We start from the raw sequence: 17,750 nt of genomic DNA, 5'->3' as shown, positions 1-17,750 counted from the left end.
GTGTCGGAGAACGACACCTGACGCTGCCACCCCCGCCGGGTCTGTCAGGGCTTGTCGCCCGGCAGCATGTACGACGGCAGGTCCGCCACCGAGTCGCCGGTGAGCCCGAAGAACTGGAACGGCAGGTGGTAGACGACGAAGAGCGTCGTCACGCACCACCCGATGACCGCGAGCCACCGCGCCGGAGCCTGCAGCGCGGGCCGCAGGCGGTGGAAGCCCCGCTCGACGTAGGACAGGCCGTCCGGTGAGTCGATCGCGCTGAGGCGCAGCCCGGTGAAGAGGCAGCCCAGGAGGGCGACGGAGACCATCTCGTAGACCGGGAACTGGAACTGCGAGCCGGCGTTGATCGTCAGCGCCGACGGCGTCCGCGCGAACGCGTAGCCGTGCCCGAGGCGGATGACGAGGTTCTCGACCACGAAGTCGAAAACGAGCGCGATCGCGAAGACGACGCCGTAGCAGCGCGCGTTCGACCAGCCGCGGTCCCGGCGCCAGCGGACGATCCACTTCGTCGCGTAGATCGCCACGCCGATGCAGAAGTAGGTGTACATCGGGATGCCCCAGATCAGGGCCTCCGCGTAGCGCGACTTGTGGTCCGGGGACGCCGTCGGGACGAACGAGGCCCACGAGCCCATGTTCACCGAGTTGGCGTTCCACGCGAAGAGGTAGTCGTGCATGTTCAGCACGCCGTCGGTGACGCTGCCGATCAGGCAGCCGAGGGCGATCTTCGCGTCGAGGCCCAGCTTGCCGAAGCGCTTCAGCGGGAAGTAGACCGCGAACGCGAACAGCGCCGCCATCTCGAGGAAGGACAGCGCTTCCTCGATGCGCAGGACGACGAGGTTCCAGGTCGGCACCTTGTCCGGGCCCAGGATCGGCGCGGGGTCGAACTCGGTGCCCGAGGTGACCCAGCGGACCCAGATCGACAGCGTGAGCCCCACCAGCAGCGCGCCCAGCACCGCCCAGGCGCCGACCATCCCGCCGTGGACCCCGCGGGCCTCGCGGTCGAGCTCGACCTGGCCGGCGACGATGCCGACGCCGACGCCCGTGACCGGCGGCGGTGGGTCGAGCGGGGTGGGCGGGACGCGAGGGGACATGACGGCCATGGCGCCACCCTAGGTCGTCCCTGCCGTAGCGTCCAGACAGGTTGTCTAACAACGTTGCCTGACGCTCAACTAGCGCCGGTGGCCCGTCATCGTGGCCCAGACGTTGTCGGCGATCGCGTCGGCGAACCGCTCGTCCGGCAGGTCGCCGCCCGCGGCCACGTGGTGGGCGATCGCCCGCTCGGTCCCCCAGGCGAGCCACATCGCCGCGGCCTGCGAATCGGTGCTGTCCACGCCGGACTGCGGCCTCCGGGCCTCCTCGATGCGCCGCCGGAAGGTGCCCACGACGCCCTCCATGTGCGCCTGCCAGAACGCGGCTGCCCGCGGCTCGTACGTCGCGGCCTCGGCCAGCGCTCCGAGCAGGTGCGCATGGTCGCGATACACCGCGACGACATCGAGCGTCGTCCGGCGCAGGCCGGCCGCGTCGGCAGCAGGGTCGCCCGCCCAGCGGTCGACCACTCCGAACAGCTGGTCGACGACCGGCCGCAGCACCGTGAGCAGGACGGTCAGCTTGTCGGGGAACGTGTTGTAGAAGGACGTTCGGGCGATGCCGCCACGCTCGGTGATGCGGCCGATGTCGAGGGCGGTGTAGGACGTCCCCTCGGCGAGCAACGCGTCCATCGCGTCGAGCACCCGGCGCTCACCGTCGCTGGTGCTGCCGCGCGCCACCGTCGCTACCGCGGGGTCCGGGCGCACGCCGCCGGACGTGCTTGCCGGACGGTCACGCCGCCGCGACCCCGTCGTAGAGCGTGTGCCAGACGATCGCCGTGTGCGCCTTGCAGAGGCGGTTCGTCTCAGCTGTGGTGGCGTCCCCGAGCAGCTGGTAGAGGCCGCGCTCGGTCATCCACGTGAGCCACCCTGCCGTCCGCTTCGCGTCGAGCTCGGCGCGGATCGACCCGGCCGCCTGGCCGGCGCGGATGTGCTGCTCGAGGCCGAGCGTCGAGCCGTCCACGACCCGCCGGAAGGAGCTGCGGACCTTGTGGTCGTAGGCGGCGGCGTCGATCATCGCCTCCCACATCCTCGCGTGCTGGGCGTAGGTCCTGAAGATGCCGCGCATGGTCTGCTCGAGCAGCGGTCGGTCGAGGTCGTGCGGGAGTGACCACCAGGCCTGCGCGGACAGCACGAGCTGCTCGACGACGTCCTCGGCCAGTGCCAGCAGCAGGGCGCCCTTGTCCTCGAAGTAGACGTAGAACGTGGACCGCGAGATGTTCGCCGCCGTGATCAGCCGCTCGACGCTGATGTCCGCGTAGTTCTCGCCGGCCTCCAGGAGCTGCTCGACCTCGACGAGCAGCAGGTCCGTGATGCGGCGGCGGCGGTCGTCCCGAGTCGGTGCCGGAGTCTGGCGGGCGGCAGGCACCTGCCGAAGTCTACGCCTCGGACGTCTACCGAACGATCTGGCCGGACAGCTTGTCCGATACGCTTCCGGGCGATGACGACCGAGGCACAGTCACACGCGCAGCACGGGACGGTCCCGGAGGCGATCGGGGTTCTCGGCGCCGGGCAGATGGGCGCCGGCATCGCGCAGCTCGCGGCCCACGCCGGGGCGACGACGTACCTCTACGACCCCGACCCGGCCGCGCTCCAGAAGGGGATCGAGCGGGTGGCCGACGGCCTCGGGCGGATGGAGGCCTGTGGCAGGATCGACGCGGCGGCGAAGGCGGCCACGCTCGCCAGGCTGCAGCCCGTCGGCTCCATCGCCGAGCTCGCGCCATGCGGCTGCGTCATCGAGGCCGCCCCCGAGCGCCTGGAGCTCAAGCACGCGCTGCTCGGCGAGGTGGCCGCGGTGGTCGGGCCGGCGTGCGTCCTGGCGACGAACACCTCGTCGCTCTCGATCACCGAGATCGCCGCCGGCGTCGAGGGCCCGGAACGGGTCGTCGGGCTGCACTTCTTCAACCCGGCGCCGGTGATGCGGCTGGTGGAGGTCGTCGCCGGCCTCGCCACCGGGCCGGACGCGCTCGCCACCGCCCGCGCCGTCGGCGACGCGATGGGCAAGACCGTCATCGACGCGGCCGACATCGCGGGCTTCCTGGTCAACCGCGTGAACCGCCCGTTCTTCCTCGAGGCGCTGCGGATCCTGCAGGACGGCATCGCGACCACCGAGCAGATCGACCGCATCGTCCGCCTGGGCGGCGGCTTCCGGATGGGGCCGTTCGAGCTGATGGACCTGATCGGCATCGAGACGAACCACGCGGTCGCCGAGTCGTTCCTGCGGCAGACCTACGGCGAACCCCGCTACCGGCCGTCCCCGCTCGCGGCGCGGATGGTCGCGGGCGGGCGGCTGGGCCGCAAGACCGGCATCGGGTGGTATCCCTACGGGGAGGATGCCCCGGCACGCGCGGCGGACCCCGCCGCCCCAGGCCCGGGTGGGGGCGACGGACGTGCGCTCGTCGTCCTCGGTGACACGCGCGTGGCCGTCGAGCTGCGCGAGGCGGCGGCCGACGCGGGGTGGGCGGTCTCGTCCTCCGCCGGTCCCGCGGGCGAGGTTGCTTGGCTGACGGTCGACGCGTCCGCCTCGCCGTCGGACGGGGGCGGGGACGGCGGACGCGCGGCCGGACCGCGCGCTGTCCTGCTCAGCACGGCGTCGCTGCACCTCACCGCCCCGGCGGCGGCCGGCTTCCACGTGGTCGCCCCGCTGACGGCGGCGGCGCTCGTCGAGGTGACGCGGACGCCGCTCACCGATCCCGACGCGGCCGACCGCCTCGCCGTACTGCTCACGACGCTCGGCAAGCTCGTCGAGCCGGTCGGGGACGGCCCGGGACTCGTGCTCGGGCGCATCCTGGTGCAGGTGATCAACGAGGCGGCCGTCCTCATCGGCGAGGGCAACGGCAGCCCCGCCGACGTCGACACCGGCATGGAGCTCGGGCTGAACTACCCCGTCGGCCCGGTCGCGCTCGCGGAGCGGATCGGGCTGGGCCGTGTGCTCGCGCTCCTCGACGGGCTGGCCGACGACCGCCGCGAGGAGCGCTACCGCGCGGCGCCACTGGTCCGCTACCGCGCGGCGATCGGCGCGGGCCTCGCCGGCTGACCCTGCTCGATGTGCCGCCACGTGCCACGGGCGCACGTGGTGGCACATCGAGTGCCCCGTCCGGGGTGGTTGCCACCCCCGGCCGAGGTGCCCGCACACATTGCTCGGACACGGTGTACAGTTGCGGTCATGGCCCTCGAGCTGACGCCCGACCAGCACGCCTACCGCGAGCGCCTGCGCGCGTGGCTCGATGAGCACGGGAAGGACGCCCCGCCGCGTCACGTCCTGGAGCCCCAGGACGACGCCGCGGTCGCGCGGCTCCGCGAGTGGCAGGGGGTCCTGGCGGACGCGGGCTACGTCGGCGTCACCTGGCCCGAGGTCGCCGGCGGCCCGGGCGGCACCCCGGCCGAGGCGGTCATCGTCGACCAGGAGCTCGAGGCGCGCGGCCTGTCCGGCCCATTCGACTTCATCGGCATCGGCATGGTCGGCCCGACGATCATGGCCCACGGCTCCGACGCGCAGAAGGAGACGTTCCTGCGTCCCCTCATCCGCGGCGAGGAGTTCTGGTGCCAGCTCCTGTCCGAGCCGGGCGCGGGATCGGACCTCGCGAACGTGCAGACCAAGGCCGTCCAGCGGGACGACGGCACGTGGCTCGTCAACGGGCAGAAGGTCTGGACCTCGTTCGCGCAGCACGCCGCCCACGGCATCCTGCTCGCGCGGACCGACTCGAGCGTCGCCAAGCACAAGGGCCTGACGATGTTCCTCGTCCCGATGGACGCGGACGGCCTGAAGATCATGCCGCTGCGGCAGATCACCGGGGACGCGGAGTTCAACGAGGTCTTCATGGACGACGTCGAGCTCCCCGCGGACGCCATCATCGGCGCTCCCGGCGAGGGCTGGCGCGTCGCGCTGACGATGCTCGGCTTCGAGCGCGTCGCGGTCGGCTCGGGGCTGCACGCGGTCCGCCTGGAGCGCCTGGTCGCCGCGATCGCCAGCGACGAGGCCGCGTCCGCCGACCCGGCGCTGCGCGTCCGCATGGGGCAGGCCGCGTCGCAGCTGCTGGCGCTGCGCCACACGAGCGAGCGCGTCGTGCAGGAGATCGCCGAGGGCAAGGTCCCCGGCCCCGAGGCCGGCCTGATCAAGATCACGAGCGTCGTCGCGTCGCTCGACGCGTGCCGCTTCGTGGTCGACGCGCTCGGCCCGGACGCGCTGTTCGGCGAGTGGGGCCATCAGGTCTCCGCGCTGCCGGGTGTCCGCTCCGCCGGCGGGACCGAGGAGATCCTGCGCAACCTCATCGGCGAGCGCTACCTGGGCCTTCCGCCCGAGCCGCGGATCGTCCCGCCGCCGTCCGCACCCTCACCCGCTGCCCCGGCGCCCGCCGGCGCGGCCGCCTAGGAGAGACACGACATGTACCGCGCCCTGACCGACGAGCAGTCCTTCCTGCAGCAGGCCGCCGCCGAGGCGCTGGCCCGCCACAAGACCGTCGAGGCCGCCCGCGAGGCGCTTGACGAGCCGTCCGCCTATCCGTCCCTGTGGCCCGTCGCGGTCGAGGCCGGCTGGACCGGCCTGCTGATCGGCGAGGACGCCGACGGCGTCGGCCTCGGCGCGTACGAGGCGCTCCTGATCCTCGAGGCCTGCGGCAGCCGCCTGGCCGACGCCCGCCTGCTGGGCCACCTGCCCGCGACGGCGCTGCTGGAGGCCGCCGGCGCCGACAGCGGGCTGCGCAGCGCGCTCGCGTCGGGCGACAGGCGTGCGGCCCTGGTCTGTCCGTCGGCGGGTGACCGGCCGGGGGCGGTCACCGCGACGGTCGACGGGGACGCGGCGGTCCTCGACGGCGGTGTCACGGGCGTCCTCGATGCCGACGGCGCCGACGTGCTGGTCGTCCTCGGGCGCGACGCCGACGGCGCCGCCGTCCTGAGCGTGATCGACACCGGCGCCGACGGCGTCACCGTCAGCGGCAAGGCCGCCTACGACAGCACGCGTGCGCTCGCCGACGTGGCGTTCAGCGGTGCTCGCGCGACGGCGCTCACGCTCCCGGCCGACGTCCCGGCGACGACCGGCCGCGACCTGCAGCGCGCGCTGCTGGCGGCCGAGTCGGTCGGTGCCGTCGACGGCTGCCTGACCATGGCGACCGAGTACGCGAAGGACCGCGTCGCGTTCGGTCGCCCGATCGGCTCCTACCAGGCGATCAAGCACAAGCTCGTCGAGATGCTGCGCCTGTCGGAGGGTGCGCGGTCGCTCCTGGTCGCGTCCGGCAACGCCTGGGGCGACAGCGACTTCGGCCTGCTCGCAAACGCGGCGCGCACGGCGGCCGCGGACGCCCTGGACTACAGCGCGCCGGAGAACATCTTCATCCATGGCGGCGTCGGCGCCACGTGGGAGCACGACGCGATGCTCTACTACCGCCGCGCGGAGTCCAGCCGCCGGCTGGCCGGCGGAGCGGACGCCGCGGCGGCCGCGGTGGCCGACGCGCTGCTCGCCGCCGCCTGAACCGGAGCCCGGGGGATCCGGCGGGCCTGACCCGTCAGATCCTCCGAGGAGCGCGGGCCGGGGGCCGGGCTGCCCGCTACTCGCCGAGCTTCGGGCCCGGCGTGAACGTCACGGGCAGCTTCACCAGGCCGTTGGCCCAGGACGACGGCAGGCGCTCGAGGTCGCCCGACTGCTTGATGTCCTTCAGCCGCGAGGTGATCTCCTCGAGGGAGATCCGCAGCTCGGCGCGGGCCAGCCCGGCGCCGAGGCAGAAGTGGCGCCCGCCGCCGCCGAAGGTCTTGTGGTCGGGCTTGTCGCGGTGGATGTCGAAGCGCGTGGGGTCCTCGGTGACCTCCTCGTCGAACGAGGCCGAGGCGTACCACATGATCACGCGGTCGCCCTCCTTGATCTGCTGGCCGCCGAGCTCGGTGTCCTTCGTCGCGGTGCGGTTGAACCAGCGCACGACGGACGTGTAGCGCAGGATCTCCTCGATCGCGGCGGGGATGAGCGAGGGGTCGTCGACGAGCTCCTGCAGCTGCTCGGGATGCTCGAGCAGCGCGTGCATCCCGTTGGCCAGGGTGTTGCGCGTCGTGTCGTTCCCCGCGAACGCGAGCAGACCGAAGAAGACGAGGATCTCGGGGTCGGTGAGCTGCTCGCCCTCGACCTCCGCCGCGCGCAGGCGCATGACGAGCGACTCCTCGTTGCCCTCGCCGATCTGGCGTTCGATCTGCGCGTGGATGTAGCCCGCCATCTCCATGAAGACGTTGGACGCGGCGTTCGGCTCGTCCGCCCGCTGCGCGGCCTCGATCTGCTCGGTCCAGGCGTAGAACTGGGGGATGTCCTCGTCCGGGACGCCCATCAGCTGGGTGATCATGCCGAGTGGGATGGGGACGGCGATGTCGTGCGCGAAGTCGCACTCGCCCGCCTCGACGACGGCGTCGAGCGTCTTCGTGACGCGCGCCCGGATGATGTCCTCGAGCTTCTTGACCGTGTTCGGCGTGAACGCCTTCTGCAGGATCAGCCGGTACTTCGTGTGCTGCGGCGGGTCCATGTAGAGCAGCAGGTTGCGCGCGAGATCCAGGGGCAGGACCTGGTCGGGGTGCAGGAAGATGCCCGCCTTGTTGGACGAGAACGTCTCGGTGTCGCGGCTGATGGCGGAGACGTCCTCGTGCCGCGTCACGCACCAGCACCCGGTGCCGTCGGGGAGCTTGTTCCACCGGACGGGGGCCTCGCGGCGCATGCGGGCGAAGAGCTCGTACGGCATGCCGTCCGCGAACCACGTCGCGTCGGTGATGTCGATGTCGGTCAGATCGAGGGTGTCCGTCGTCATGATGCGAATGACCGTACACCTTGTCCGACCCCTGTGTCACCCCTTCGGGACACACCGTCCGGACAAACCGCCCGATTGGGGTAGCATCGCCGTCATGGAACCCGTGGTCCTCACGCGTGCCGACGCGGGCGTCGGCACGTTGACGCTGAACCGGCCCGACGCGATGAACGCCATCACGGTCGAGCTCGCGACCCGGCTCGAGCAGGGCCTCGCGGAGCTCGCCGGACGCGACGACGTGCACGTCATCGTGGTCCGCGGCGCCGGGGGCAACTTCTGCGTCGGCGGTGACTTCAAGGCGCTGCAGGAGCTGCGCGCGCAGGGGCCGGACGCCATGGCCGGCCTGTTCGAGGCCTTCGGCCGGGCGACCGCGGTCATCGCGACGCTCGACGTCCCGGTCATCGCCGCCGTCGAGGGCTTCGCCATGGCGGGCGGCTTCGAGCTGATGCAGGCGAGCGACATCGTGGTCGTGGCCGATGAGGCGAAGATCGCGGACAACCACTCGAACTTCGGGATGGTGCCGGGGGGCGGCGGCTCGCAGCGCCTGCCGCGGCTGGTCGGCCGGCAGCGCGCGCTGACCCACATCCTCACCGGCGATCGTCTCCGCGGACCGGACGCCGTCGCCTGGGGACTCGCCTACCGGTCGGTGCCCGCAGCCGAGCTGGACGCCGTCGTCGTCGACCTCGCGGCCAAGCTCGCCGCCAAGGACCCGCGGTCGCTGGCCGGCATCAAGCGGCTGGTCCTCGACGGCCTGCAGGGGACGCTCGACGATGGGCTGGCGCTCGAGCGCCGCGCGGTCGTCGACCACATCGCCGGGGAGGCCGGTGGCGCCGGCATCGCATCTTTCACCACGAGCAGGGGAGCCTGACCACCACATGTCCACCGCACTGATCGACTCCGGCACCGTCCTGCTGGACCTCCACGACGACGGCGTCGCGCACCTGCGCCTGAACCGTCCCGAGGCCTCCAACGGCCTCGACGTCCCGTTCCTGCAGTCGCTCTACACCGCGCTCATGGCGGCCCACGGCGAGCCGCGCCTGCGCGCGCTGCTGATCACCGGCGAGGGGCCGCACTTCTGCGCCGGCGGGGACGTGAAGACGTTCGCCTCCAAGGGCGAGGCGCTGCCGGACTACCTGCGGGAGGCGACGCAGGGGCTGCAGATCTGCGCGAGCGCGATGATGCGCCTGCAGGCACCGGTCATCAGTGCCGTACACGGCTTCGCGGCCGGCGGCGGCGGCTTCGGCATGGTCTGTGCGTCCGACCTCGTGATCGCCGGGGAGTCCGCCAAGTTCCTGCTCGGCGCCACCCGCGTCGGCATGGCCCCGGACGCCGGCGGCTCGGTGACGCTGACGCAGCTCGTCGGGCTGCGCAAGGCGATGGAGATCGCGCTGACGAACCCGACCATCAGCGCGGCCGAGGCGCTCGAGATGGGCCTCATCACGCGGGTGGTCGCGGACGACGACGTCAAGGAGGAGGGGCTGAAGCTCGCGCAGTCGCTGGCGGCCGGCGCGACGCTCGCGCTGGCCGCGACCAAGCGGCTGCTCTGGGACGGACTCGGCTCGGTCGTGGAGGCACGGCTGCCCGAGGAGGCGCGGACGGTCTCCGAGCTGTCGGGGACCTACGACTCCCGCGAGGGCCTGGCGGCGGTCATCGAACGCCGCAAGCCGGTCTTCGAGGCCCGCTGACGTTCAGCGGCCGCGGAACTGCGGGCGGCGCTTCTCCTTGAACGACGCGACGCCCTCGGCGTAGTCGTCCGTCGTCGCGTGGGACTGCTGCAGGGTCGCCTCGAGCTCGAGGTGGTCGGCCAGGCGGGACTGCGCGGCGCTCGTCAGCGTCCGCTTCATGCTCGCCAGGGCGACGGTCGGCCCGGCGGCCAGGCGGGTGGCCAGCGCCGTCGCAGTGTCGCGCAGCTCGGCGTCCGGGACGACGTCCGTCACCAGGCCCCAGTCGCGGGCGGTCGCCGCCGGCAGCCGCTCGCCCAGCATCATCAGCTGGGCCGCCCGCAGCGAGCCCACCTTCTCGGCCAGGAACAACGCAGCCCCCGCGTCCGGGATCACGCCGAGGTGGACGAACGCCAGCAGGAAGTACGCCGACTCGGACGCCACCAGCAGGTCGCACGACAGCGCGAGCGAGCAGCCGAGGCCGGCGGCCGCGCCCTGGACCGCGCCGACGACCGGCTTCGGTGCCGCGCGGATCTCCGCCACGATCGGGTTGTAGATCTCGCGCAGCCTGACGCTGAGGTCGATGTCCCCGTTCGGCAGGTGCTCGCGCGGGACCTTGACGTCCGCCCCCGCCGAGAACGCGCGGCCTGCACCGGTCAGCAGGACCGCGCGCACCGCGGGGTCGGCGGACGCGTCGCGGACGGCGGCCAGCAGCGCACGCCCCAGGTCGGGGGTCCAGGCGTTGAGCGCCTCCGGCCGGTTCAGCTCGAGGTGGGCGACGCCCGCTTCGTGGCGGACCGTCACCAGCTCGGTCGCGGATGGGCTGGACGTGGTGTCCGGACGCATTGGCGGGAGTATGCCGCGTCTAGGAGCCTGCCCGAAGAAAGCCCGCCGCGCGACCGAACCGTCTCGCGGCGCCAGCCGCCAACGGGCGAGCCGGTGGAAGGCCACCAGCCTTCTTCGGCTCACCCGTCGTCGTCTGGCATCCACGATCCGGCCACGCTCGCATCGACGGCAGATTCTTCAACAGGCTCCCAATGCGCGACGGGTGCGTAGAGCGTGTTCCAGACGATCGCGCAGCAGCCGTCGACCAGCAGCGGGAGCTCCGCGTCCGAGGCGTCCCGCACCAGCTGGTGCAGGCTCCGCTCCGCCATCCACGTGAGCCACCCGGCCGTCTCCGCCGCCGGGAGCGACGGGTCGACGAACCCGGCCTTCTGCCCCGCACGGATGTGGCGCCGCAGCCCGGCGGCGTTCGTGCTCATCATCGCGTCGACCAGCTCCCGGACCGCGACGTCGTAGGCCGCCGCGTCGTAGAGCGCGGCCATGAGCGTCGCGTGCGGCCGGTACGTGACGACGACCCCGGCGAGCGCGTCGTGCACGTGCGCCTCGGTGAGGCCGGGACCGAGCGCCCACCAGACCCGCGCGGCGTCGACGAGCTCGTCGGTGATCCGCGCGAACCAGGCGTGCAGCAGGTCGCCCTTGTCCTGGAAGTAGACGTAGAAGGTCGAGCGCGACAGATCCGCCTCGGAGACGAGTCGCTCGACGCTGATCTCCGTGTAGCTCTCGCCGTCGGCCAGGAGCCGCTCGACGACCTCGAGCAGTCGCGTGCGGATCTCCTCGCGGCGCTCGGTGCGGCGGCTCGGCGGGCGGCGGTCGGGCGAGGCCATCGTCCGCCATCGTCCCAGGTTTCGGACAACGGGTCCGTACGGACCGTCCGGTCACCGTGGAAGCGTGATCGCCGGGTGTGCGACAATCGCGGGATGAGCGACGTCCGCATTCCTGAAGAAACCGCGGCCTCGGGTCGCACGATCCCGGTCGAGGACCCGGCCCGCGGCACCATCATCGCGGACATCCCGGTGCTCGACGACGCGGCGGTGCACGCGCTCGCGACCCGCGCGCGCATGGCGCAGCCCGCTTGGGCAGCGGCCGGCTTCGAGGCCCGCGGCGCGGTCCTGCTGCGCGCGCGCAAATGGCTGCTGGACAACAGCGACCGCATGCTCGACACCATCTCGCGGGAGACGGGCAAGACCTACGAGGACGCGCAGCTCGAGCTGTCCGTCGCCGTGGAGTCGTTCACCTTCTGGGCGAAGAACGCGAAGAAGTACCTGAAGGACGAGAAGGTCGCGCACCGCTCGGTCTTCATCGTCGGCCGCAAGGTCAAGGTCCGCTACGAGGCTGTCGGCGTCGTCGGCGTGATCGGCCCGTGGAACTACCCGCTGGTCAACGCGTTCTGCGACTGCGTGCCGGCGCTCATGGCCGGCAACGCCGTGATCCTGAAGCCCTCCGAGGTCACGCCGATGACGGCGTTCCTGGTGGAGGAGATGCTCAACGACAGCGGTATCGCCCCCGACGTCTTCGCGGTCGCCGCGGGCGACGGCGCGACCGGTGCCGCCGTCATCGACGTGTCGGACACCGTGATGTTCACCGGCTCGACGCGCACCGGCCAGGCCGTCATGGAGCGTGCCGCCAAGACGCTCACGCCCGTCTCGCTCGAGCTCGGCGGCAAGGACCCGATGATCGTCTGCGCCGACGCCGACGTCGACCGCGCGGCGAACGCCGCGGCCTACTACGGCCTGCTCAACTCGGGCCAGGTCTGCATCTCGGTCGAGCGCGTGTACGTCGAGGCCCCGGTGTACGACGAGTTCGTCGGCAAGCTGGTCGCGAACGTGCGTGAGCTGCGCCAGGGCGCCAACGAGGGCGCGGGCTCCGTCGAGGTCGGCGCGCTGACCTTCGCGCCGCAGCTGGACATCGTCCGCTCGCACGTCGAGGACGCGGTCGCCAAGGGCGCGAAGATCGAGATCGGCGGCAAGGCCGGGACGGGCACCGGGCGCTTCTTCGAGCCGACCGTCCTCACCGACGTCACGCACGAGATGCGCTGCATGACCGAGGAGACGTTCGGCCCGACCATCCCGGTCATGAAGGTCGACGACGTGGACGAGGCCGTCCGCATGGCGAACGACTCGATCTACGGGCTGCAGGCGTCCGTCTGGTCCAAGGACACCGCCAAGGGCGAGGCCATCGCCCGCCGCGTCGAGGCCGGTGCGGTCGTCGTGAACGACGCCATCCTCAACTACGTCGCGTTCGGTGCCCCGATGGGCGGCTGGAAGCAGTCCGGCCTCGGGTCGCGCCACGGCGCGAACGGCATCCGCAAGTACTGCAAGACGCAGACGATCATGATCGTGCCCTTCGCGCTGAAGAAGGACCTGAACATGTTCCCGTACAAGCCGTGGCGCTCCCGCATGCTCGGCAAGCTGGTGAAGGCGGTCTACGGCCGGTAGGCCTCTGCGCGGCGGCCCACCCGCGGCGTAGCGACGGGGGAACGGCATGCAGCCGGTGACGCTGAGCGTCACCGGCTGCACTGCGTTTCGGTGGGCGAGCGGGCGAGTGGGCCGGCGGGCTCAGAGGCGGCCCAGGCTCACCCGCGTGCCGGCCGCGCGTCGCTGCTTCGCGGCGATCGACTGCCGCTGCACCACGAGGGTCCCGTTGGACAGTCGGCGCAGCTCACCGACGCGGCCGACGGCGCAGCCCGCCTTCGTCAGGCGGTGCCGAGCGGCCGCGAGGGTGAGGTTGACGACCCGGGGGACGACGCAGCGCCGGGTGACCGTGGGCGCGGCGGTGGACGTGTACGGCGCGGTGAGGACCGGCCCCGATGTCGTGCTCGTGGTGGTGGTGGCCGGCACGGGCGCGGCGACGCTGCCTGGGGTGAAGGCGGGCTCTGACGGGGTGCCCGTGCCCGTGGTCGTGGTCGCCGGCGCCGGCGGGGTGACGCTGCCCGGGGTCAGGACCGGAGCCGCGCCCCCGCCGCCGACCGCCGCCGACCCGGGGTGGCGCGGGTCGAACTCGTAGGCGCCGATGTCGCTGGCCGCGCCGCTCACGCGCGGGTTCCCGACGAGGTCCCGCGTGTTCGTCGTGCCCGGCGCGTCGTCGCCGGCGTCGATCGCGGGGGACCCGGCCTTGAGGTGCCAGTCGCCGGTGCCGACGGGACGCGGGTCCGCGCCGCGCATCCCCTGGTCGTCCAGGGCCCACGGTCCGGGGCCCTGGGCGCCGTGGCTGCTCACGATCGAGCGGACCACAGTCGCTGTCGCGGACCGGTTTCCGTCGGTCGCGAAGTAGAGGCCTGCGCTCACGCGGGACGCCGCGTCGAACGCCCATCCGATCGAGCTGCGCATGGTCAGGCGTGCCGGCGAGTCCGAGTCGTACGCGCTCCCGCCGCGCGAGTCGACCAGGATCGCGCTGCTGTAGTCGCCCGTCACGACGGCCGTCAGGTGGTCGACCTCGACCGCTTCGGCGGTGCTGACGAACCCGTACCCGAGGGTGGCGCGGGTGTTCAGGCAGAGCGTCGACGTGAAGCGTGCCCCCGCGCCGCGCGCGACGCAGCTGGGACCGTCGCTCGATCGGACCTCCATGCGCTCAACGGCGCCGCCGAAGTTCGCCACGCCGTACCCGTCGCCGCGGAACCGGAGCTGCACGCCGTTGCCGTGCACCCGCGCGCCGGTGGGCACCGCCAGGCCAGGACCCTTGCCGGTCGGCGCGAGGTCCAGCCGGACGCCGTCCTCGAAGTGGATCGTCACGTTCGCCGCCAGTCCGCCGGGGACGAGGCTGCGGGTGAGGGGCGCGTCGGCGCTGCCGTAGTCGCCGGCGGCCACGTGGATCGTGTCGCCCGGCTGGGCCGCGGCGAACGCGGCGTTGATCTGGCAGGGCGCGCTCGGGGTGCAGGCGCCGGCGACGCCGGGTGCGGTGGTCGCGGAGCTGAACGGGGTGGTGTAGCGCGTCTCGGCGTGGGCTCCGGGCGCCGCGGCCGCTGCGGCCACCGTGGCGAGGAGGGTCGTCGCGGCGACAGCCAGGCTGCGGCGCGTGGTGCGAGGGGTGCGGGGCAAGGAGGAGGTCATGGGCAGCACACTGCCGCGGCGGCGGCGCGGTTCCCACGACCCCAGGGATGGATCCGCGCGACCCCAGGGATGGCCGGAGGGCTGGACTTCCCCCACCCCGTCCTTAGCTCGGACAGTTTGTCCATACTTGTTGTAAGCTGGCGCGATGTCGACCGCTGAAGAGACACGGCCCGCGCCGGTCGAGGCCGCTCCGGCCGCGACCACGATGTGCGAGGCGTTCCAGGCCACCGCCGCGCGCTTCCAGGATCAGGTGGCGCTCAGCACACCCGACGGGTCGGTCGAGGTGACGTTCGGCGAGTACGCGGCCCGGGTCCGGCAGCTCGCCGGTGCGTTCGCCGCCGCGGGCATCGGCCGCGGCGACACCGTCGCGCTGCTGATGAGCAACCGCATCGAGTTCCACCTCTGCGACACCGCCGCCGTCCACCTCGGCGCGACCCCGTTCTCGGTGTACCCGACCTCGTCGCCCGAGCAGATCGCGTACCTGCTCGAGAACTCGAAGGCGCGGGTGATGATCGCGGAGGAGGCGTTCGTCGACCGCATCAAGGCCGCCCGCGGCGAGGGCGCCGAGCCGTCGACCATCGTCTGCGTCGACGGTGCGCCGGACGGCACCGTCCCGCTCGCCGACTTCGAGGCGGGCGCCGCGGACGGCTTCGACTTCGACGCCGCCTGGCAGGCCGTCACGGCCGACGACGTCCTCACGCTCATCTACACGAGCGGGACGACCGGCCCGCCGAAGGGCGTCGAGACGACCCACGCGAACATGCTCGCCCAGTGCCGCGCGGTCGGCAGCGTGCTGCCGCTCAGGCCCGGTGCCCGCCTGACGTCCTACCTGCCGTCGGCCCACATCGCCGATCGCTGGTCCTCGCACTACAACCAGATGGTCTTCGGGATCCACGTCATCCCCGTCGCCGACGCCCGCCAGGTGGCCGCCGTCCTGCCCGTCGTCAAGCCGACGATCTGGGGCGCGGTCCCGCGCGTCGTCGAGAAGATCAAGGCGGCGCTCGATGCCGCCGTCGCGAACGAGCCGGACGACACCCGCCGCGGCGCGCTGCAGACCGCGATCGCGACCGGCGTCGAGGTCGCCCAGCTGAAGGACGCCGGCAAGCCCGTCCCGGACGCGCTCGCCGAGCGGTACGCCGCCCTGGACGCCGCGGTGCTCTCCAAGCTGCGCGAGAAGATCGGCCTGGACCAGGTCGAGTGGATGGTCGTCGGCGCCGCGCCGATGTCCCGGGACGTGCACGAGTTCCTCCTGGCGATCGGCCTTCCGGTCACGGAGATCTACGGCATGACCGAGGCCTCCTGCTGCCTGACGATGGTCCACCCCGACGGGGCCCGGATCGGGTCGGTCGGGCCGGCGATCCCGGGCCTCGAGCTCAAGGTGGCCGACGACGGCGAGCTGCTCGCCAAGGGACCGACCATCACCCGCGGCTACCGCGGCGACCCGGAGAAGACCGCCGAGGCGATCGATTCAGGCGGCTGGCTGCACACGGGCGACGTGGTGACGATGGACGACGACGGCTTCGTCCGGATCGTCGACCGCAAGAAGGAGCTGATCATCAACGCGGGGGGCAAGAACATGTCCCCGGCGAACATCGAGGGCGTGATCAAGGGGGCCCACCCGCTGATCGGCCAGGTCGCGGTCATCGGTGACCGCCGCCCGTACAACGTCGCGTTGATCGTGCTGGACCCCGACGCCGCCGCGGCCCACGCCGCGCGGGCGGGGATGACCGACGCGTCGGTCGCCGCCGTCGCTGCGGACCCCGATGTGCGCGCCGCGATCGACGCCGCGGTCGAGGGGGCGAACGCGAAGCTCGCCCGCGTCGAGCAGATCAAGAAGTACGAGCTGATCGCGGAGGAGTGGCTGCCGGGCGGCGACGAGCTCACGCCGACGATGAAGCTCAAGCGGAGACCGATCGATGCGAAGTACTCGGATGTCGTCGAGGGGCTGTACGCATGAGCTTCGGGATCGTCGGCTACGGGTCCTACGTCCCGCGCTACCGCCTCCAGAACGAGGAGCTCGGCGCGGCTCTGGGGACGAAGCGCGGGAAGGGCTCCCGCGTGGTGGCCTCCTACGACGAGGACGCGACCACGATGGGCGTCGAGGCGGCTCGACGGGCGCTCGGCTCTGCGACTGCGGGTGTCTCGATCCACTTCGCCACGAGCACCCCGCCGTACCTCGACAAGACGAACGCGACCGCGATCCACGCGGCACTCGACTTTGGGCACGAGGGCTTCGCCGTCGACATGGCCGGCTCGCCGCGTTCGGCGATCGGCGCGCTGAAGGCGTCCGCTGCGCTCGGGGGCCTGGCGATCCTGAGCGACCTGCGGACCGGTCGGCCGTCGTCCGCCGACGAGCGCGGCGGGGCCGACGGTGCCGCGGCGTTCCTGTTCGGGGACGAGGCCGACGCGATCGCCGTCGTCGTCGCCGAGGCGAGCGCGAGCGCGGAGTTCCTGGACCGCTGGCGTACGCCGGGCGACATCGCGAGCCGTTCCTGGGAGGAGCGCTTCGGCCAGGAGATGTACCTGCCGCTGATCGCCGACGCCGTCAAGCGCGTGCTGGCCGCCGCCGGGATCGAGCAGGCCGACCACGTGATCGTGTCCTCGCCGCACACGCGATCGGCCGGGGCCGCGGCGAAGAAGCACGCCGGCGCCGTCCCCTCCGAGGAGGGCCGGCTCGGATACGCCGGTGCCGCGGACGTCGGCCTCAAGCTGGCCGCCGTCCTGGACCGGGCCGAGCCGGGCCAGACGATCCTGGTGATCTCCGCGGCCGACGGCTGTGACGCGACGGTCTTCCGGACGACGGACCTCATCGCCGAGGGACGCGCGGGCGTCGGCGTCCACGAGCAGCTCGCCGAGGGCCGGGACGTCGCCTACGCGCAGTACCTCACGTGGCGCGGGCTCCTGGACCGCGAGCCGCCGCGTCGGCCCGAGCCCGACCGTCCGGCCGGCCCGCCCGCCGGCCGCACCGAGGCGTGGAAGTTCGCGTTCGTCGGCTCCAGGTGCACCAACTGCGGCTTCGTCCACGCCCCGCCGCTGCGAGTCTGCAAGAGCTGCCACCACATCGACGAGATGGAGCGGATCGCGCTCGCGAAGAACGAGGCGACGGTCGCGACGTTCACGGTCGACCGCCTCGCCTTCTCGCCGTCGCCGCCGATGATCAACGCCGTCGTCGACTTCGACGGGGGCGGCCGCTACATGGTCGAGCTCGCCGACGCGACGCCCGAGGACATTCAGATCGGCACCCGCGTGAAGATGAGCTTCCGGCGGCTTTATACGGTGGACGGCGTCCACAACTACTTCTGGAAGGCGGTGCCGTTGAGCGCCGCAGAGGGGGAGGGCTGA

15 protein-coding genes are annotated in these 17,750 nt (G+C 72.5%); 8 read left to right on the top strand and 7 right to left on the bottom strand.

Annotated elements, in window-relative coordinates; translation table 11 throughout:
• Nucleotides 1-44 precede the first annotated feature (44 nt).
• The 3 genes from DSM112329_RS22945 to DSM112329_RS22935 all read right to left on the bottom strand — a co-directional run bounded on the left by DSM112329_RS22945 (nucleotide 45) and on the right by DSM112329_RS22935 (nucleotide 2,454).
• Nucleotides 45-1,100 (bottom strand): spirocyclase AveC family protein, encoded by a 1,056-nt coding sequence (locus tag DSM112329_RS22945; protein ID WP_354698881.1) that lies wholly within the window; start codon nucleotides 1,098-1,100, stop codon nucleotides 45-47.
• A gap of 69 nt (nucleotides 1,101-1,169) precedes the next feature.
• The gene (locus DSM112329_RS22940; protein ID WP_354698880.1) at nucleotides 1,170-1,793 is read right to left on the bottom strand and encodes a TetR/AcrR family transcriptional regulator; all 624 of its coding nucleotides are present in this window, start codon (nucleotides 1,791-1,793) and stop codon (nucleotides 1,170-1,172) included.
• A 25-nt stretch (nucleotides 1,794-1,818) separates the two neighbouring features.
• Nucleotides 1,819-2,454 (bottom strand): TetR/AcrR family transcriptional regulator, encoded by a 636-nt coding sequence (locus tag DSM112329_RS22935; RefSeq protein ID WP_354698879.1) that lies wholly within the window; start codon nucleotides 2,452-2,454, stop codon nucleotides 1,819-1,821.
• A gap of 72 nt (nucleotides 2,455-2,526) precedes the next feature.
• Between DSM112329_RS22935 and DSM112329_RS22930 the strand changes: the two genes are divergently transcribed.
• The 3 genes from DSM112329_RS22930 (at nucleotide 2,527) to DSM112329_RS22920 (ending at nucleotide 6,552) form a co-directional block, all read left to right on the top strand.
• Entirely contained in the window at nucleotides 2,527-4,122 is a 1,596-nt protein-coding gene (locus tag DSM112329_RS22930) for a 3-hydroxyacyl-CoA dehydrogenase NAD-binding domain-containing protein (protein ID WP_354698878.1), read from the top strand.
• 129 nt (nucleotides 4,123-4,251) lie between these two features.
• The gene (locus DSM112329_RS22925) at nucleotides 4,252-5,457 is read left to right on the top strand and encodes an acyl-CoA dehydrogenase family protein (protein WP_354698877.1); all 1,206 of its coding nucleotides are present in this window, start codon (nucleotides 4,252-4,254) and stop codon (nucleotides 5,455-5,457) included.
• Nucleotides 5,458-5,469: 12 nt separating this feature from the next.
• The gene (locus DSM112329_RS22920; RefSeq protein WP_354698876.1) at nucleotides 5,470-6,552 is read left to right on the top strand and encodes an acyl-CoA dehydrogenase family protein; all 1,083 of its coding nucleotides are present in this window, start codon (nucleotides 5,470-5,472) and stop codon (nucleotides 6,550-6,552) included.
• 76 nt (nucleotides 6,553-6,628) lie between these two features.
• Here the strand turns inward: DSM112329_RS22920 and DSM112329_RS22915 are convergent, their stop codons facing one another.
• A complete protein-coding gene (locus DSM112329_RS22915) occupies nucleotides 6,629-7,861 on the bottom strand; it encodes a cytochrome P450 (RefSeq protein ID WP_354698875.1) in 1,233 nt (410 codons plus the stop codon).
• 94 nt (nucleotides 7,862-7,955) lie between these two features.
• Here DSM112329_RS22915 and DSM112329_RS22910 point away from each other — a divergent pair, with 94 nt between their 5' ends.
• A complete protein-coding gene (locus tag DSM112329_RS22910; protein WP_354698874.1) occupies nucleotides 7,956-8,726 on the top strand; it encodes an enoyl-CoA hydratase/isomerase family protein in 771 nt (256 codons plus the stop codon).
• A 7-nt stretch (nucleotides 8,727-8,733) separates the two neighbouring features.
• Nucleotides 8,734-9,543 carry an enoyl-CoA hydratase-related protein gene (locus tag DSM112329_RS22905; protein WP_354698873.1) on the top strand — a complete coding sequence of 270 codons (810 nt, stop codon included), beginning with the start codon at nucleotides 8,734-8,736 and terminating at the stop codon, nucleotides 9,541-9,543.
• 3 nt (nucleotides 9,544-9,546) lie between these two features.
• Here DSM112329_RS22905 and DSM112329_RS22900 read toward each other — a convergent pair whose 3' ends face one another.
• Entirely contained in the window at nucleotides 9,547-10,365 is an 819-nt protein-coding gene (locus tag DSM112329_RS22900; RefSeq protein ID WP_354698872.1) for an enoyl-CoA hydratase-related protein, read from the bottom strand.
• Nucleotides 10,366-10,484: 119 nt separating this feature from the next.
• The gene (locus tag DSM112329_RS22895; protein ID WP_354698871.1) at nucleotides 10,485-11,186 is read right to left on the bottom strand and encodes a TetR/AcrR family transcriptional regulator; all 702 of its coding nucleotides are present in this window, start codon (nucleotides 11,184-11,186) and stop codon (nucleotides 10,485-10,487) included.
• 93 nt (nucleotides 11,187-11,279) lie between these two features.
• On the opposite strand from DSM112329_RS22895, the gene DSM112329_RS22890 reads away from it, so the two are divergent.
• Nucleotides 11,280-12,797 carry an aldehyde dehydrogenase family protein gene (locus tag DSM112329_RS22890; protein ID WP_354698870.1) on the top strand — a complete coding sequence of 506 codons (1,518 nt, stop codon included), beginning with the start codon at nucleotides 11,280-11,282 and terminating at the stop codon, nucleotides 12,795-12,797.
• 120 nt (nucleotides 12,798-12,917) lie between these two features.
• On the opposite strand, the gene DSM112329_RS22885 is transcribed toward DSM112329_RS22890, so the two are convergent.
• Nucleotides 12,918-14,408 (bottom strand): PASTA domain-containing protein, encoded by a 1,491-nt coding sequence (locus DSM112329_RS22885; RefSeq protein WP_354698869.1) that lies wholly within the window; start codon nucleotides 14,406-14,408, stop codon nucleotides 12,918-12,920.
• 145 nt (nucleotides 14,409-14,553) lie between these two features.
• Here DSM112329_RS22885 and DSM112329_RS22880 point away from each other — a divergent pair, with 145 nt between their 5' ends.
• Complete coding sequence (locus DSM112329_RS22880; RefSeq protein ID WP_354698868.1) at nucleotides 14,554-16,365, top strand: long-chain fatty acid--CoA ligase; 1,812 nt, start codon at nucleotides 14,554-14,556, stop codon at nucleotides 16,363-16,365.
• Complete coding sequence (locus DSM112329_RS22875; RefSeq protein WP_354698867.1) at nucleotides 16,362-17,750, top strand: OB-fold domain-containing protein; 1,389 nt, start codon at nucleotides 16,362-16,364, stop codon at nucleotides 17,748-17,750. Before DSM112329_RS22880 ends, DSM112329_RS22875 begins: the two co-directional genes overlap by 4 nt.

The sequence above is a fragment of the Paraconexibacter sp. AEG42_29 genome (assembly GCF_040581415.1).
In the GTDB taxonomy this organism is placed as follows: Bacteria; Actinomycetota; Thermoleophilia; order Solirubrobacterales; family Solirubrobacteraceae; genus Paraconexibacter.
This window is presented reverse-complemented; position numbering and strand designations above follow the sequence as displayed.

What these genes read in the sequence shown, in the direction of transcription:
- DSM112329_RS22885 (WP_354698869.1), bottom strand. Translation starts at nt 14,408, where the DNA reads ATGACCTCCTCCTTGCCCCGCACCCCTCGCACCACGCGCCGCAGCCTG.
- DSM112329_RS22945 (WP_354698881.1), bottom strand. Translation starts at nt 1,100, where the DNA reads ATGGCCGTCATGTCCCCTCGCGTCCCGCCCACCCCGCTCGACCCACCG.
- DSM112329_RS22910 (WP_354698874.1), top strand. Translation starts at nt 7,956, where the DNA reads ATGGAACCCGTGGTCCTCACGCGTGCCGACGCGGGCGTCGGCACGTTG.
- DSM112329_RS22930 (WP_354698878.1), top strand. Translation starts at nt 2,527, where the DNA reads ATGACGACCGAGGCACAGTCACACGCGCAGCACGGGACGGTCCCGGAG.
- DSM112329_RS22905 (WP_354698873.1), top strand. Translation starts at nt 8,734, where the DNA reads ATGTCCACCGCACTGATCGACTCCGGCACCGTCCTGCTGGACCTCCAC.
- DSM112329_RS22895 (WP_354698871.1), bottom strand. Translation starts at nt 11,186, where the DNA reads ATGGCCTCGCCCGACCGCCGCCCGCCGAGCCGCCGCACCGAGCGCCGC.
- DSM112329_RS22925 (WP_354698877.1), top strand. Translation starts at nt 4,252, where the DNA reads ATGGCCCTCGAGCTGACGCCCGACCAGCACGCCTACCGCGAGCGCCTG.
- DSM112329_RS22900 (WP_354698872.1), bottom strand. Translation starts at nt 10,365, where the DNA reads ATGCGTCCGGACACCACGTCCAGCCCATCCGCGACCGAGCTGGTGACG.
- DSM112329_RS22915 (WP_354698875.1), bottom strand. Translation starts at nt 7,861, where the DNA reads ATGACGACGGACACCCTCGATCTGACCGACATCGACATCACCGACGCG.
- DSM112329_RS22920 (WP_354698876.1), top strand. Translation starts at nt 5,470, where the DNA reads ATGTACCGCGCCCTGACCGACGAGCAGTCCTTCCTGCAGCAGGCCGCC.
- DSM112329_RS22890 (WP_354698870.1), top strand. Translation starts at nt 11,280, where the DNA reads ATGAGCGACGTCCGCATTCCTGAAGAAACCGCGGCCTCGGGTCGCACG.
- DSM112329_RS22875 (WP_354698867.1), top strand. Translation starts at nt 16,362, where the DNA reads ATGAGCTTCGGGATCGTCGGCTACGGGTCCTACGTCCCGCGCTACCGC.
- DSM112329_RS22880 (WP_354698868.1), top strand. Translation starts at nt 14,554, where the DNA reads ATGTCGACCGCTGAAGAGACACGGCCCGCGCCGGTCGAGGCCGCTCCG.